The sequence below is a fragment of the Cryobacterium sp. 10S3 genome (assembly GCF_034344045.1).
Classification (GTDB): domain Bacteria; phylum Actinomycetota; class Actinomycetes; order Actinomycetales; family Microbacteriaceae; genus Cryobacterium; species Cryobacterium glucosi.
The window spans coordinates 879,717-895,132 of sequence record NZ_CP133773.1 but is presented as its reverse complement, the minus strand read 5'-3'; the positions used below and the strand labels follow the sequence as shown (position 1 = coordinate 895,132).

Below are 15,416 nucleotides of genomic sequence, written 5' to 3'. Positions count from 1 at the left end.
GCACCGTGACCTGCGTCTCGGTCGTGATCCCCTGCTACAACGACGCGGTCTTCCTCGAGGCGGTCCTCGCCGCACTCGGGGACCAGACCCGGCAGGCCGACGAGATCATCGTCGTCGACAACGCCTCAACGGATGCCTCGGCGCGCGTCGCCCGCGCGGCCGGCGCCGTTCTCGTGGTCGAACCGGTGCAGGGGATCTGGCCGGCCGCCGCCGCCGGCTATGACGCGGCGTCCGGCGACCTGATCGCGCGGCTCGACGCCGACTCCGTGCCACCGCCGGACTGGATCGAGCGCGTCGAGCGGATCCTCACGCTCGAGCCCCTCGTCGACGTCGTCACGGGGCCGGGTGATTTCTACGACTGCCCGCGGCTCGTGGCCGCGCTCGGGCGGTTCGTGTACCTCGGCGGGTACTTCCGGCTGATCGGGCTGTGGCTCGCGCAGCCGCCGATCTTCGGATCGAACTTCGTGATGCGGCGCACGGTCTGGGCCGAGGTGCGCACTCTCGTGCACCGGGAGCGGAACGACGTGCACGACGACCTCGACCTGAGCCTGCACCTGCCGCCCTCGGTGTCCGTGCGGTTCGACGCCACGCTCAGGGTCGGGATCTCCGCCCGGCCCTTCGACACCTGGCGCGGCGTGGCCAGGCGACTGGACTGGGCGTGCCGCACCCTTGCCCTGCACTGGCCGGACGGGTCGCCCTGGCGGCTGCGGCTGGCCCGCCGGGCCTGGGCGCGCCGCATCCGAGCCTGAGCGCTGTGCATCTGCGCCGGGCGCGGGAGTTCCGCCGCTGCGCCTGTGGTGCGCCACTCGCGCACCGGCGGATGCCCCGCGCTCGATCCGAGGAGCCCGGTGGGATTCAGGAGCGGGCGTAGAGGGCGAGCAGGTCGCGGGCGAGCTGGTGCGGCGTCGTCTCGCAGGGACTGTGGCCGGTGCGATACACGCGGAGTTGGGCGCCGATCCGCCCGGCGAACGCCCGGTGCAGCTCGAGCGGCCAGAGGTCCCGCTCGCCGACGGCGACAAGCAACGGAACCCGGCTCCGCGCGAGGTCCGCCCGCAGGTCGGGAGCGTTCTTCATCAGCTCCATGATCTCGTCGACGCTCCGGCGGATCGTGTCCTCGAAACGCAGCCGCACGAGGTGGAGCCGGCCGGGTGGCGCATGGTTGCGGTTGGTGACGAGCCCCCAGACCATCAGGCTCGCGATCGTGTGCGCGGGCAGCAGCCAGCTGAGCGGCCCGATCCAGCGCACGCCGCGGAAGGCCTGGCCGGCCAGGGGCGGGGCGCCGAGGAGCACGAGGCTCGCGAACAGCTCCGGATGCGTGGCGAGCGCGATCTCCGCGACGATCCCGGCGAAGGAGTACCCGAGCACGTGTGCGGGCGTCGCCCCGGCGTCGAGGACGGCCACGAGGTCGGCGGTGAACAGTCGGTAGTCATATCCCTGCCCCGCTCCAGGCCCCGCGCCGGCCGACCCGTACTGCCCCGCGAGGTCGTAGCTCTCCACGAAGTAGCCGGCTCCGGCGAGGAGCGGGGCGAGCAGCACGAAGTCCTCCTTCGAACCGGTCGCACCCGGCACGAGCACCACCCGCGGATGCCCCGGCTCGCCCCAGGCGAGCGCCGCGAGGGAACCGCTCGGCGCCTCGAACCGGAAGGCCCTGGCCCCCGGCGGCAGGCCGGTCCAGTCCCGGTCAGGGAGCGACAGGTCGAGCGCCGCTGCCGGATCGTCGCGCGCATCGCTTTCGATGACGCCGGCCGGCCGGTGCACCCCGCGGCGTCTCTCCCGGATGGACACGCTGACACAGTAGCGCGACCCCGTCGTCCCCGAAGCCCGCGACCGGCATCCGTTTCAGAGCGCGGGCTGCGCTCAGAGGGCGAGGGCGAAGGGCAGGAACGGCAGGAACGCGAGCCCGAAGATGAGCCCGAGCACCAACAGCAGGAACACGCCGGCGAGCATCACGGCGTTGAGCACGATGCCCCAGAGGGCCATGGTGCGGGCGTACGGTTCACGGCCGAGGGCGAGCACGCCGGTCACGAGGCCGGCGATCGGGGCCACGAAGGTCCAGCCGGCGAGGATCGAGACGAGCCCGAGCACGAGGCTCGTCAGCGCGAGCGGGCTCGCTGGTCGTTCCGGCGCGGCCGGCGCGTACGCGTACGCCGGCGGGGCCGGGTACGCGGCGGGCGGTGTCGTCTGGTCGGGATGCAGGGTGGACATTCTGGACTCTCCTTGGAATACGGCCGCGGTTCACGGCTCTCTTCCAGAGTACGAAGCCGGCCTTTCGCCGACCATGGGGCTATCCCCCGGATCAGCCCCGGACCGGTCGGGGGTCAGCCGCCGATCAGGGTTTCGATCGGGCCACGCACGAAGAAGACCAGGAAGCCGACCGCGACGATCCAGAGCAGCGGGCTGATCTCGCGCGCCTTGCCGGAGAACGAGCGCACGACGACCCAGCTGATGAAGCCGGCGCCGATCCCGTTGGCGATCGAGTAGGTCAGCGGCATCACGATGATCGTGAGGAACACCGGGAAGACGATCGAGAACTCGCTGAAGTCGATGAAGCGGATCTGCGAGACCATCATCGCGCCGACGATCACGAGCGCCGCGGCGGCGACCTCGAGGGGCACGATCTGCGTGAGCGGGGTGAAGAACATCGCGGCGAGGAACAACAGCCCGGTGATGATGTTCGCGAACCCGGTGCGGGCTCCCTCGCCGATCCCGGCACCCGATTCGACGAACACGGTGTTGGAGGAGCCCGACGTCGCGCCGCCGAGCACCGCGCCGACACCCTCGACGATCAGTGCCGACTTCAGCCGGGGGAAGTTGCCCTTCTTGTCCGCGAGGCCTGCCTCGGTCGCGAGGCCGGTCATGGTGCCCATTGCGTCGAAGAAGTTCGTGAACACGAGGGTGAAGACGAGCATGAGCGCCGCGAGCACGCCGATGCGGTCGAAGGCGCCGAAGCTGACGTGGCCGAGCAGGCTCAGGTCAGGCAGGGAGACCGCGGTCGTCGGGAGCACGGGGGCGTTGAGGTTCCAGCCGTACGCGTTGGTGCCGAGCGACGGCCCGACCTTGAAGATCGCCTCGAGGATCACGGCGATGACCGTGGTCGCGACGATCCCGATCAGGATGGCGGCCTTGACCTTGCGCGCGACGAGCACGCCGATCAGGAGCAGGCCGATCACGAACACGGTGGTCGGCAGGGTCACGATCGACCCGTTGTCGCCGAGCTGCACGGGCGGGCTCGCGGTCCCGCTCGAGCGGACGAATCCGGAGTCGACGAGGCCGATGAACGCGATGAACAGGCCGATGCCGACGGTGATGGCGATCTTGAGCTGGTGCGGAACGGCGTTGAAGATCATTTCGCGGAGCCCGGTCGAGGCCAGGAGCACGATGATGAGTCCGTTGATGAGCACGAGCCCCATCGCCTCCGGCCAGGTGACCTGGCCGACGACGCTCACGGCGAGGTAGGAGTTGATGCCGAGGCCGGCGGCGAAGCCGAACGGCAGCCGGGCGATCACGCCGAAGAGGATCGTCATGACGCCCGCGGTGAGCGCGGTGACCGCGGCGACCTGGGCGTTCGGGAGCCAGCCGCCGACGACGTCGACCGAGGCCTGGTCTGCGCTGAAACCGCCGAGGATGAGGGGGTTGAGGATGACGATGTACGCCATGGTCACGAAGGTGACGAGGCCGCCGCGGACTTCACGGCCCCAGCTCGAGCCGCGGGTCGTGATCTCGAAGTAGCGGTCGATACGCCCCTTCACACTGGTGCGGAGTGGTGCGGGCGTGTCGGTCTGTGTAACAGGAATGGGGTTCTCCAGGCTGCCGTCGCGGCTGATTCTCAGCTTCCAGCTTACGCGCGTTGAGATGCGGTCCCGGGTATGCGCCACCGCCTCCCACCTCAGACGTGCGGGACGAAGGCTCCCCACGCCAGCCGCCGCTCGGCCAGCGGATCGGACTCGACCCGGTCGGCCGCGTCGATGATGAGGGTCAGCCGGCGCGTCTCGTCGTAGAGCGGCCACGCGGCATCCGGTTCGCCCGTTGTCGCGAAGCCGAGCCACCAGCCCTGCATGCGCGCCCCGATCGCCTTGAACTCACGGCGGCCGCCGATGATCGTCATGCCCCGGCCGAACCAGCCGTCCAGCCGGTCGAAGAGCGGGAACAGTTCGAGGCCGTGGGTCGCGTCGAGTCCCATCCTCCGCACGAGTCGCGGAGCGAAGTCGAAACGGTAGAAGTGCACGGGGGCGTAGCGGGAATGGCGCTCGCCGACCTTGAGGCTCGGGTACCAGAACGAGAAGTCGCCGCCGAAGTCGAGGGCGGGGCGCAGCGCCGGGATGCCGGGGTACTGGGCTTTCAGCGCCTTCCTCGCCTTCTTCTTGGTGTTGGCGAAGATCGCACGGATGCGCTTGGGCGTCGAAGCGAGGATATCGATCCGTCCACTGAAGAGGGAACCCTCGCGGGCGTTGGTGCCGATGATCAGCGGGATCCGGGCCGCGCGACCGTCCCGGAACGCGTCGAGCGGGCGTTCGGGCAGGAAGTCGCCGTCAATGACGGGCGACAGCGGAATCGTGCCGGGGTACTGGTCGGGCGCCCGAACGGTGAGCTCCATCGTCGCGGCGGCGAGCCGGGCCGGAGACGCGTCGAGCAGCAGCGCACGGGATTGGCCGAGTGCGTCCGGGCGCGCGTCCGCCAGCGCGTCCTGGCCGGCGTGCTCCGGTACGCGTGCGATGCCGTCCGCTGTCGCGCGTGCCGCGAGGATGCTCACGAAGTCGCGCGCCCACTCCGCCGTGAGCGCCGGCGGATACACCGCGTTCGGCGGTGCGCTCTGCGCGATCGCGCGCTGGAAGAGCCCGTGGGCGCTCGGGACGGTCATCAGGGTCGTCACGGCATTGCCCCCTGCCGACTCGCCGAAGAGCGTCACGGCATCGGGGTCGCCGCCGAAGAAGCGGATGTTGTCCCGCACCCAGGCGAGGGCGGCGGCCTGGTCCCGCAGCCCGAGATTGCTCTCGAACGGGCGTTCCGGCGTCGAGTAGCTGCTGAAGTCGAGGTAGCCGAGAGCGCCGAGCCGGTAGTTCAGGCTCACGTAGAGGATGCCGCCGCGCCGGACGAGGCCTTCGCCCTGGGTGGGCACCTCGCGGGAGGACCCGACGCTGTACGCGCCGCCGTGGATGAACACCATCACCGGGCGGAGTGCGCCCGGGTCGACGGGCGCGTCAGGGGCGATCACGTTGAGATTGAGGCAGTCCTCGTCCTGCGGGATGTCCGGGCGCGCCCCGTTGAACTGTCCCTTGTGGCTCTGCGGGGAGACGGGTCCCCAGTCGGTCGCGTCGCGCACGCCCGGCCAGGCCGCCGGCGGCTGCGGGGCCCGGAACCGCAGCGGTCCGACGGGCGCAGCGGCATAGGGGATGCCCCGCCAGGCGCGTACGCCCCGCACCCGGATCCCGCGCACCAGGCCGGTCCCGATCCGCACCGTCAGTGCCGCGTCAAGCGAGTCGTCGTGGGCAGGCTGAACGGTTCGGGTCACTGTCCGATCCTAATTCTTCACTACGATCGGAATACGTCCCACTACGAAACGAGCGACAATGGCACTGCCCTGGACCCTGCACGGCGACGGAAAAACGGTCGGGGTCGGGGACGTGGTCGGGCCGGGTGAGCGCCTGAACTGGCCGCTCACGATCGGGATCGGCGCCCAGCACGTCGTCGCGATGTTCGGTGCGACCTTCCTCGTTCCGCTGCTCACCGGCTTCCCGCCGAGCACCACCCTCTTCTTCTCCGGCGTCGGAACGCTGCTCTTCCTGATCATCACGAAGAACAAGCTGCCGAGCTACCTCGGCAGCTCGTTCGCCTTCATCGCCCCGATCACCGCGGCCGTCACGACGGCGGGCATGGGCAGCGCCCTGTTCGGCATCCTCGCCGTCGGCGCGCTGCTCGCGATCATCGGCGTCGTCGTGCAGGTCACCGGCACCGGCTGGATCGACGCGCTGATGCCGCCCGTCGTGTCCGGCGCGATCGTCGCCCTGATCGGCTTCAACCTCGCCCCGGTCGCGAAGGCCAACTTCGCCCTCGCACCCCTGACCGCCGTGATCACCCTGGCCGCGGTCATCCTCTCGACCGTGCTGTTCCGCGGCATCCTCGGTCGCCTCTCGATCGTGATCGGTGTCGCGGTCGGCTACCTCGCCGCCGTCCTCTCCGGCCAGGTCGATTTCTCGAAGGTCAACGACGCCGCCTGGATCGGGCTGCCGCCGTTCACGCTGCCGACGAACCCCTTCGAGAACGCCGCCGTGCTCGGGGTGCTTCCCGCGTTCCTGCCGGTCGTGCTCGTGCTCGTCGCCGAGAACGTCGGCCACATCCGCGGCGTCGCCCAGATGACGGATGCGAAGGTGAACCGGTTCACCGGGCGCGCCCTGATGGCCGACGGGCTCGCGACGATGCTCGCCGGGTTCAGCGGCGGATCGGGCACGACGACCTACGGCGAGAACATCGGCGTGATGGCCGCGACCCGGATCTACTCGACCGCCGCGTACTGGGTCGCCGGGCTCGTCGCCGTGCTGCTCGGCCTCTCCCCCAAGATCGGCGCGGTCATCAACACCATCCCCGCCGGGGTGCTCGGCGGCGTCACGACCGCCCTCTACGGCCTGATCGGCATCATCGGCGTCAAGATCTGGCTCGACAACAAGGTCGACTTCAGCCGCCCGGTCAACCAGTTCACGGCCGCGACCGCGCTCATCATCGGCATCGCCGACTACACCTTCACCGCCGGTTCGCTGAGCTTCAACGGCATCGCGCTCGGCACGGTCGCCGCGATCGTGATCTACCACACCATGACCGTGATCGGCCGGCTCCGCCGCACCGACCGCTGACCCGCTGACCCGCGACACCGTCGTTCGACGCAACGTCGGAGTTTTTCGCGACACGCCGCATCCCCGGGCAGCGGATGCCGCGGGTCGCGAAATTCTCCGACATAACCGAGCCTGAGCCCCGACCGGGGAGCCGCTCCGAGCACGCGCGACCGGTCACGCGGACCGTGCGTGCGACATCCGGTCAGCGGTGCAGCGCGGGCACGATCAGGTAGACGCCGTACAGCACGGCCGCGACGCTGACCGAGAAGCAGGCATAGGCTCCGACGAGCGCGAGGCGCTTCTGGAACACGGTCAGCGGGTTCGCGGTCGCCGATTTGCGCCGCCGCTTGGCCTCTTTGGCCGCCCGCTTGGGCGTGAGCACCGTGATCGCGCCGGTGAAGGACGCCGGATCCACCACGAGCGCGCGGCCGGCACTCGTCAGCAGCCGGAGTCCGAGGGAGTACAGGCTCACGACGAGGGTCGACGAGAGGAGCGAAGCCCCGGCGACGACGAAGAATGCGCCCCAGTCGATCACAGCGATACCTTCTTCCGGTCGCGGCGCGCGATTCGCCTGGGCGTCTTCTTGATCTTCACGACGAGGGCGGCGTCGTCGATGTCGTGGAGGTTGTCGTGGGTGATGCGGGTGCGCCGCGACTGCCGGAACAGCAGGGCGACGATGACCGAGCCGAGGACCAGGTCGATGACGAGCCCGATCGGCCCGAGCAGGGTGAAGCCTGCGGCGAACGCGCCCATGACCGCGGAGGCGGGCAGGGTCAGCAGCCAGCCGAGCGCGATCTGGCCGGCCATACCCCAGCGCACGGTCGCCCCGCGGCGGCCGAGGCCGGAACCGATGACGGAGCCGGAGGCGACCTGGGTGGTCGAGAGCGCGAAGCCGAGGTGGCTCGAGGCGAGGATCGTCGCGGCCGTGCTCGTCTCCGCGGCGAAGCCCTGGGCGGGCTTGACGTCGGTGAGTCCCCTGCCCATCGTGAGGATGATCCGCCAGCCGCCGGTGTACGTGCCGATCGCGATGGCGAGCGCGCACGTGCAGATGACCCACCACTGCGGGCCGCTGCCGACCGCCTGGAATCCGCCGGCGATGAGGGTCAGCGTGATCACGCCCATCGTCTTCTGCGCGTCATTGGTGCCGTGGGCGAGGGCGACGAGGGAGGACGAGAAGATCTGCGCGTACCGGAAGCCGCCCCGGCCGTCCGCTTTGCCTGCGTCACGACGCGTGATGAAGTAGGCGAGCCTGGTCGCGACGAGCGCGACGACACCGACCGTGACCGGTGCGATCAGGGCAGGCAGGATCACCTTCGCGAAGACGACGGTGAAGTCGACCGACTGGACGCCGATGCCGATGATGGCCGCGCCGATCAGGCCGCCGAAGAGGGCGTGGCTCGAGCTCGACGGCAGGCCGCGGAGCCAGGTGATCAGGTTCCAGACGATCGCGCCGATGAGCCCGGCGAAGATGATCTGCGGCGTGATCTGCACCCCGCCGTTGCCCTCGCGGATGATGCCCCCCGACACGGTCTTCGCGACCTCGGTGGAGAGGAATGCGCCGACGAGGTTGAGCACGGCTGCGAGGCCGACGGCGACCTTGGGCCGCATCGCCCCGGTCGCGATGGGCGTCGCCATCGCGTTCGCGGTGTCGTGGAAGCCGTTGGTGAAGTCGAAGACGAGGGACAGCGCAATGACGAGCGCGACGATCAGGGTGAGATCCACCGGAGGCTTTCTTGTTCGGCTGCAACAGGGTGCAGCCGAATCCGCGCTGCTTCCCGGACGCCGGACGGACAAGCGACCTAACGATCCTGACACTCCCGGGAGGTCAGGTCAATTCAGCGGGAATACTGCTCGCGTTCAGACGCCGTTCACCGGCGGCCCCTGCCCGCCCAGCCGCCCGCCCGGCTGCCCGGCTGCCCGCTCAGCTGCTCGCGACCACCGTCGCCAGGTCCGCGCCGAAGGTGAACGTGCGGCGCACGGGCACGCCAGCGAGCACGCCAGGCAGCCAGTGCCTGGCATCGTCCCACATCTCGTCGAGGGGCAGCGCTGCGACGTCGAACCAGACCGGGTTGAGTTCGTCCGATTCCCGGGGAGTGCCGCTCCAGTCGCTGCACACGAAGACGGACGATTCCTGGCTCCATGCCTCCCGGTGCGGGAACAGGTAGGTCAGCACCCCGAGGGCGGTGAGAGCGGATGCCGCGACGGAGAGTCCGGACTCCTCCTCGATTTCGCGCACCGCGGCATCCACCGCGGTTTCACCGGGTTCGAGCTTGCCGCCGAGGCCGACGATGTTGCCGAGGCCGAGGCCCTTCTTCTTCCGGCCGAGGAGCACCTGGGTGCCTCCGGCGGGCGATTCGCGGGTGAGGTAGCACACGCACACCTGGGGCAGGGTCATGGACCCAGCTTAACGGCGGGGTTTGTTAGGCTGCGCCTATGAATTTCGTTCCCGAATCGGGCACCATCACCATGTTCACGACCAACTGGTGCGGCTATTGCTCCCGGCTGAAGTCCCAGCTGGACAAGGCCGGCGTCGGCTACACCGAGGTCAACGTCGAAGAAGTCGACGGCACGAGTGAGCTCGTGATGAGCCTGAACGGTGGAAACCGCACCGTGCCGACGGTCCTGTTCCCGGACGGGTCGAGCGCGACCAACCCCTCGCTCGCGCAGGTCCAGGCCAAACTCGCCTGACCCTCTCCTCCCCGGTTCCACCAGCTGAGGGGTCGTAAATCGACCTTGTAACACGCTGAGGGGTCGCAATTCGACCTTCCCGTGTGCTGCGAAGGTCGATCTGCGACCCCTCAGGGATGCGATCGGGTGATGCTGCCGGCTCTAGCCGAAGAGGACGGCGGCCTCGTCGTAGCGTGCCTGCGGGACGGTCTTCAGGCCGATCGTGGCGTCGGCGATGCTGACGATCTCGATGTCGGTGCCCTTGAGCGAGACCATGGAGCCCCACTGGCCGGCGTGGATCGCGTCGACGGCGGCCATGCCCAGGCGGGTGGCGAGCACGCGGTCGTATGCCGACGGGGAGCCGCCGCGCTGGGTGTGGCCGAGGACGGTCGCGCGGGTTTCGATGCCGGTGCGCTCTTCGACCATCGGGGCGATCATTTCGCTGATGCCGCCGAGGCGGGGACGGTTGAACGCGTCGAGGCCCTTGGTGGAGAGTGCTTCCTCCATGCCGGCGAGCTTGAAGCCCTCAGAGACGACGAGGACCGGCGCGCGGCCGCGGTCGCGGACGCTGAGGACCCACTCGCAGATCTGCTCGATGGTCTGGCTCTGCTCGGGGATGAGGATGGCGTGTGCTCCGCCGGCCATGCCGGAGTGCAGGGCGATCCAGCCGACGTGGCGGCCCATGACCTCGACGATCATGCAGCGGCCGTGCGACTCTGCGGTGGTGCGGAGGCGGTCGATGGCCTCGGTCGCGATCTCGACGGCGGTGTTGAAGCCGAACGAGTAGTCGGTGGCCTCGAGGTCGTTGTCGATGGTCTTCGGCACGCCGACGATGCGGATGCCTGCGTCGGTGAGGCGGCGGGCTGCGGTCAGCGTGCCCTCGCCACCGATCGCGATAATGGCGTCGATGCCCTCGGCATCCATCATCTTCTGGATGTTAACGGGTCCGCCGTTCTCGCCCTCGAACGGGTTCGTGCGCGAGCTGCCCAGAATGGTGCCGCCCTGACGGGATAATCCACGCACACTGTGGCGATCGAGGGTCATGAACTCCCCCTGCACCAGCCCGCGCCAGCCGTTGCGGATTCCGATGAATTCATCATCGAGAACGCGGACACCTTTAAGGACGGAACCGCGAATAACCGCGTTCAACCCGGGGCAGTCTCCACCGCTCGTGAGGATACCAATTTTCATCTGTGACTGCTCCTTCATGCTCAAGTACTCATGTCGGCGCCTGCACCAACCCCTAATGATGGTCCCGAATCGGGGCCAGACTCAAATCCGCGCCGGGGAGTGCGGGCTACAGCTCCCCGTCGAGTGCCTGGGTGAGCAGGAACACGAGGGCGCTGGCCTGGATCGAGTCCTCGGACGAGGCCTCGCCCTCGACCCCGTCGAGCGCGCGGGCCGCGAGACCCTGCTTGCTGCCGATCAGTTCGGCGATGCGCGCGTCGATCGTGTGCGCGGCGATGATCCGCCACGCGGTGACCGGTTCCGACTGGCCGATGCGGTGCACCCGGTCGATGGCCTGGGTCTGCTCCGCGGCCGTCCAGCTGAGCTCGGCGAGCACGACGTTCGAGGCCGCCTGCAGGTTGACCCCGACGCCGGCGGCGCTGAGCGAGCAGACGACGACGGCGACACCCGGGTCGTTGTTGAACGAGTCGATCGCGGCCTGGCGGGCGAGCGCGGTCTGGTCGCCCCTGAGGGAGACGGAGCGCATGCCGCGCTTGGCGAAGATCTGCTCAGCGGTGTCCATGACGTCGATGTGCTTGGCGAAGAACACGACCTTGCCGACCGAGTGCGCGAGCTGCACGGCGTAGTCTGCGGCGAGCCCGGCCTTGGCCTGGCCGATCTTGCGCACCATGGTGAACACGTTCTCGCCCGTGGTCTGGCCCTTGGACTCCTCGAGCTCGGCGTGGGCGACCGCGCGGATGAACGCGGCCCGCTGGGCTCCGTCGAGGCTGGGCGCCGTGCGGCCGGGATGGCGCGCGGACACGAGGCCGTGGTACCGAGTGACGAGGCGGGCTGCGAGTTCCCGTTCGGCCTGGCGGATCGAGCGCCCGAGGTCGTCGTCGAGCTCGACCGGCAGGTCGGCGATGCGCTTGGCGGGCAGGTCCGTCGCGACGTCGACCTTGCGGCGGCGCACGATACCCATGTCGATGACCGCGGCCCTGGCTTCGGAGTAGAAACCGGCATCCGCCGGGGTGAGGCCGGTGGCCTCGAGCCGGGCCATCAGCTTCGCAGTCGGCTTGTCGCCGTCTATCCAGCCGAGGAACTGCCAGATGGCGCGGAAGTCGTCGACGTCGTTGATCAGGGGGGTGCCGGTCAGGGCCATCAGCAGCGGGTTGCCGCCGGGGGTGCGGCGGCGGATCTGCTCGGCGAGGGCGAGTACGTGGCGGGAGCGCTGCGACTGCAGGTTCTTGATGAAGTGCGCCTCATCGACGACCATGCCCTTGAAGCCGAGGGTGCCGAGCCAGGCCCTGTGCCGGTCGAGCACGTCGTAGTTCACGATGACGACGTCGGCGAAGGCGTCGAGGGTGTCGCCGTCGCCGTGGATGACGGTCGCCCGGCGCTGCGGCGTCCACATCTCGACCTCGCGCACCCAGTTCATCTTGACGACGTTGGGCACGATGGCGAGCAGCGGGTACGCGCCGGCGACGGATGCCGCGAGCAGGCTCTGCGCGGTCTTGCCGAGACCAGGCTCATCGGCGAGCAGGTAACTGCGATGGCCGAGCCGTGCGCTCTCGATGAAGCGGGACTGGTGCCGCATGAGTTCCATGCCGGGCGGGGAAAGCCGGTCGATGACGGGCGCCTCCGGCAGGTCCATGCTCGCGGCCTGGCCGCCTGAGCCGTATTCGAAGGACTTGAAGAGCGGGCCGATCAGTTCCCAGTTGGCGAGGCGGCGCCCGGAGATGACGGGAGCGGCCTGGACGGCGCTGAAATCGGGGGCGAGGAAGGGGTTCGCGAGCTGGCGCGCCCGCACGGACTGCGGGACGACCTGGTTCTCCGGCTCATCGGGCTTGACCTCGGGCTCGCGGGTGATGATCAGTTCGTCCGGGCTCAGGTCCGCCCCGGATTCGAGGAGCCAGTCGCGGCGGAAGCGCTGTGCGACGGTCGACACTCCGGCGTCGGGTTCGAGGAGGGTGATCAGGCTCGTGTCGCGGGCCGCGGTCTTCGCGAGGATCTGCGCGATGCCGTCGAGGCGTTTGAGCAGCTCTGCCCTGTTCGCGTCGGTCAGTTCGCGGTCGCCCTTGACCCTGGCGCGTTCCTCGCGCATCAGGAGCGCGATGACCTGGTATTTCGTGCGGTTCGTCGGCCCGAGCTTGGTGCCCGACTGGGCCTTGGCTTCGACCTCGCGCACCTTGCGGGCGAGGATCGGGATGATCGGGGCGTCGTCGTCCCTCGAGCGTGCGCGCTGCCTGGCGCGGCCTCCGGCCGGGGCATGGTTGTTCGAGCCTGGGGCCTGGTGGCGGGTGTATGCCATTCTTCTCCAACTTCACAGCGGCTGTGGCAGCGTGATCCACGCGCGACGTCGTGCGGCATCCGTGGACACCAGAGCGATCAATCGAAAGAACCGGGCCGAGCCAACGAAACGATTGTGCTGCAGACCGCTTCGGTACTACACCGGGGAGGTCGAGACGACGACCGGGTTTCGACGCACCTGTAGTCTACGCCCGCGCATCCGCCCGATGACACACCCCGCACGACGCTCAGTGCACGGGGACCTTGACGCGCACCCCGACCACGATGAAGAGCAGCGCCGCGACATACTGTGCGGCCACCCAGCCTTGCCCGTTCAACCCGATCACGAAGATCGGGTTCCACAGCACGGCGATGGGGGCGAGGCCGATGAGCCACCACCAGGCCTTCCCCTGCACGGCAAAGACGCAGAGGATGAGGGCGAGGATGCTGACGGTGTACCGGATGATGATGAAACTGTCGGCGTCGATCAGGGCGAGACCGGCAAGCAGGGCGATGGCGCCGAGCAGGCCGGGCGCGAGAGCTGCCCGGGAAAAGGTGGGTGCGACCGGGGTGCCCATCAGACGCCCCCTCCCCCGCCGCCGCCGCCTCCGCCGCCGACGGACCCGCCGCCGCCGAACCCGGAACTCGAGGAGCTGGACGCGGTGCCCGACCACGCCGACGTCGTCGAGCTCGCGAAGCCGCTCAGGCTCGCCGCGAAGAACCCGGCGTTGAACGCACCGGTGCCGTAGTACCAGTCCGGCTGGGACCGGCTCTGCGCGTAGTACTCACCGAGCACGGCCGACCAGTCCTTCTCCTGCCCGAACAGCACGGCGAACGGCAACAGGCGCTCGTAGAGCTTGAGGACCTGCAACGGCTGCCCGGGGTCGACCATCATTTCCGGGCTCCCCGGCTCCGGGCGGTACGGCGAGCGCAGGGCGCCCTGGGGGCTCTGCAGCACCCGCAACCTGTCGGTCTCGGCGACTCCGATGTACAACCTGACTCCTTCGAGGTAATCGCGCAGTTCCGCCCCTGCTGCGGTGAGCGGGCGGATGCTCGACGCGAGTGACACGGTCGTGATGGCGCCGATCAGCCCGGCGAGGAGGACCAGGAACGGCCACGCCCCGCCGATCTCGAGCGCGAGACCGACGACGCCGCCGAGAACGGCGACGAGGCCGCCGACAACGGAGAGGCCGAGCAGCGCGGAACGCAGGGACCCGCCCTTCTTCTCACGGAAACCGGCGGGGATCGCCGCCCGGCGGGTCGCCCGCAGTTCGCCCTGAAGCGCGGTGGTGAGGCTGGTGCTCTTCTTCTTGAGGTCGCGCTGGGTGCCCGGTTTCAGCCCGGGAAAGAGGTGGCCGAGCATGGAGAGCTCCGTCGCGTCGACGCCCCGGGTGTCCCGCAGCTCGAGCAGGTAGTGCTTGGACCCTGAGCCTTCGAGCACCCGCACGTTGCCGCGCACGGCGAACTGCAGGAACTGGGCGGTGATGGCCTTCGTGGACGTGCGGGTCACCTCGCCGGCCTGGAGCAGGTTGACACCCTTCGGCGGCAGGTATTCGGCGATGATCGTGGGCCGGCCGGGCGCATTGCGCCAGCGGGTCGCCCGCAGGGCGATCGCGAGGGCGGCGCAGACGAGCGCGAGCACGGCACCGGCGAGGCCGACGGCGGGGATCGGGCTCGCGAAGAACGAGTTGTCCCTCGGCACGAAGGTACCCGGGGTGAAGCCGACGACCAGGGTGAGTCCCTCATGGGCGGCAAGGCTGCCGCTGCTCGCGCTGATCCGGGTTCCGGTCGTCGCCGCCGCACTCGAATCCGTGCTGATCTCGGAGCAGTCGGCCGAGGAATTCGTCGATCCCTGGAGGCACCTGGCCTGGCCGGTCAGCCGGCCGGTGAGCTCAGGGTCGACCGTGAGCGTCGCGGAGACGGAGCCGAAGGGCTGGGCCCAGCCGGTTCCGTTGACCTCCCAGTAGAACTCCTCATCCTGCGCATCCGTCGGAACGAGGGTCACGTCACGCTGCGTGTATGTGATCACATAGGTCTGCGCGCCGTGCACGTAGCCGTCGGCTGCGCTCGTCACGATGAAGAAGTCGCCGGCGTCGCTCTCGCTCGTGTCGCTCGGCCGCGGGGCACCGTTCTCGTCGGTGACGCTCACAAGGTCGATCCCGGTCGGATGCCCGTCGTAGTGGCTCGGGATCGACCGACGGATGCCGTGGTTCTGATCGAAGTCCGGGAACCGGGCGACGATGGTCTCCGTCGTCGTCAACGCGGAGTGCCCGTCCGCTGACCGGCTGAGCACGAAGTCGGAGTGCATCGAATCGAAGCTGAAGTCGTCGACGCCGCCGGGCACGGAGCCGGCGGGCTGCCCCAGGGGCGCGGCCGCGACGGCCGCCGCGGGCACCGACAGGGTGAGGAGGGCGAACGCGCCCAGGATGGTGACGAACAGGGATCGAGCCAATCGGCGCATGCCCCCAC

General features: G+C 69.4%; 14 protein-coding genes. 3 read left to right on the top strand and 11 right to left on the bottom strand.

The features are described 5' to 3' along the window. The first annotated feature begins 5 nt into the window (after positions 1-5). Positions 6-749: a glycosyltransferase family A protein gene (locus tag RHM57_RS04125; RefSeq protein WP_322136170.1), complete on the top strand. Its 744-nt coding sequence runs from the start codon at positions 6-8 to the stop codon at positions 747-749. A 106-nt stretch (positions 750-855) separates the two neighbouring features. Here RHM57_RS04125 and RHM57_RS04120 read toward each other — a convergent pair whose 3' ends face one another. From RHM57_RS04120 to RHM57_RS04105, 4 genes are all read right to left on the bottom strand, one after another. After that, positions 856-1,785 carry an alpha/beta hydrolase gene (locus RHM57_RS04120; protein WP_322136171.1) on the bottom strand — a complete coding sequence of 310 codons (930 nt, stop codon included), beginning with the start codon at positions 1,783-1,785 and terminating at the stop codon, positions 856-858. Between the two features lie 72 nt (positions 1,786-1,857). Continuing rightward, positions 1,858-2,205: a hypothetical protein gene (locus tag RHM57_RS04115; RefSeq protein ID WP_241975350.1), complete on the bottom strand. Its 348-nt coding sequence runs from the start codon at positions 2,203-2,205 to the stop codon at positions 1,858-1,860. A gap of 113 nt (positions 2,206-2,318) precedes the next feature. After that, on the bottom strand, positions 2,319-3,749 hold the full coding sequence (locus tag RHM57_RS04110) for an NCS2 family permease (RefSeq protein WP_370294594.1): 1,431 nt from the start codon (positions 3,747-3,749) through the stop codon (positions 2,319-2,321). Positions 3,750-3,886: 137 nt separating this feature from the next. Then, a complete protein-coding gene (locus RHM57_RS04105) occupies positions 3,887-5,509 on the bottom strand; it encodes a carboxylesterase/lipase family protein (protein ID WP_134449568.1) in 1,623 nt (540 codons plus the stop codon). A 58-nt stretch (positions 5,510-5,567) separates the two neighbouring features. Here RHM57_RS04105 and RHM57_RS04100 point away from each other — a divergent pair, with 58 nt between their 5' ends. Further along, a complete protein-coding gene (locus RHM57_RS04100) occupies positions 5,568-6,845 on the top strand; it encodes a uracil-xanthine permease family protein (RefSeq protein WP_134449567.1) in 1,278 nt (425 codons plus the stop codon). A 181-nt stretch (positions 6,846-7,026) separates the two neighbouring features. On the opposite strand, the gene RHM57_RS04095 is transcribed toward RHM57_RS04100, so the two are convergent. The 3 genes from RHM57_RS04095 to RHM57_RS04085 all read right to left on the bottom strand — a co-directional run bounded on the left by RHM57_RS04095 (position 7,027) and on the right by RHM57_RS04085 (position 9,219). After that, positions 7,027-7,359, bottom strand: a complete 333-nt coding sequence (locus RHM57_RS04095; RefSeq protein WP_134449566.1) for a peptidase — start codon at positions 7,357-7,359, stop codon at positions 7,027-7,029. After that, a complete protein-coding gene (locus RHM57_RS04090) occupies positions 7,356-8,546 on the bottom strand; it encodes an inorganic phosphate transporter (RefSeq protein ID WP_134449565.1) in 1,191 nt (396 codons plus the stop codon). Before RHM57_RS04090 ends, RHM57_RS04095 begins: the two co-directional genes overlap by 4 nt. Positions 8,547-8,745: 199 nt before the next feature. Further along, on the bottom strand, positions 8,746-9,219 hold the full coding sequence (locus tag RHM57_RS04085) for an 8-oxo-dGTP diphosphatase (protein ID WP_134449564.1): 474 nt from the start codon (positions 9,217-9,219) through the stop codon (positions 8,746-8,748). Positions 9,220-9,257: 38 nt separating this feature from the next. Between RHM57_RS04085 and RHM57_RS04080 the strand changes: the two genes are divergently transcribed. Continuing rightward, positions 9,258-9,512 carry a mycoredoxin gene (locus RHM57_RS04080; protein ID WP_134449563.1) on the top strand — a complete coding sequence of 85 codons (255 nt, stop codon included), beginning with the start codon at positions 9,258-9,260 and terminating at the stop codon, positions 9,510-9,512. Between the two features lie 141 nt (positions 9,513-9,653). Here the strand turns inward: RHM57_RS04080 and RHM57_RS04075 are convergent, their stop codons facing one another. The 4 genes from RHM57_RS04075 to RHM57_RS04060 form a co-directional block, all read right to left on the bottom strand. Further along, on the bottom strand, positions 9,654-10,682 hold the full coding sequence (locus tag RHM57_RS04075; RefSeq protein ID WP_134449562.1) for a 6-phosphofructokinase: 1,029 nt from the start codon (positions 10,680-10,682) through the stop codon (positions 9,654-9,656). Between the two features lie 106 nt (positions 10,683-10,788). Continuing rightward, complete coding sequence (locus RHM57_RS04070) at positions 10,789-12,969, bottom strand: DEAD/DEAH box helicase (RefSeq protein ID WP_134449561.1); 2,181 nt, start codon at positions 12,967-12,969, stop codon at positions 10,789-10,791. A gap of 226 nt (positions 12,970-13,195) precedes the next feature. Then, positions 13,196-13,525, bottom strand: a complete 330-nt coding sequence (locus tag RHM57_RS04065; protein ID WP_241975349.1) for a DUF6804 family protein — start codon at positions 13,523-13,525, stop codon at positions 13,196-13,198. Next, positions 13,525-15,408, bottom strand: coding sequence for a DUF2207 domain-containing protein (locus RHM57_RS04060; protein ID WP_322136172.1), 1,884 nt, complete (start codon positions 15,406-15,408; stop codon positions 13,525-13,527). The genes RHM57_RS04065 and RHM57_RS04060 overlap by 1 nt, the downstream gene beginning before the upstream one ends. Positions 15,409-15,416 lie beyond the last annotated feature (8 nt).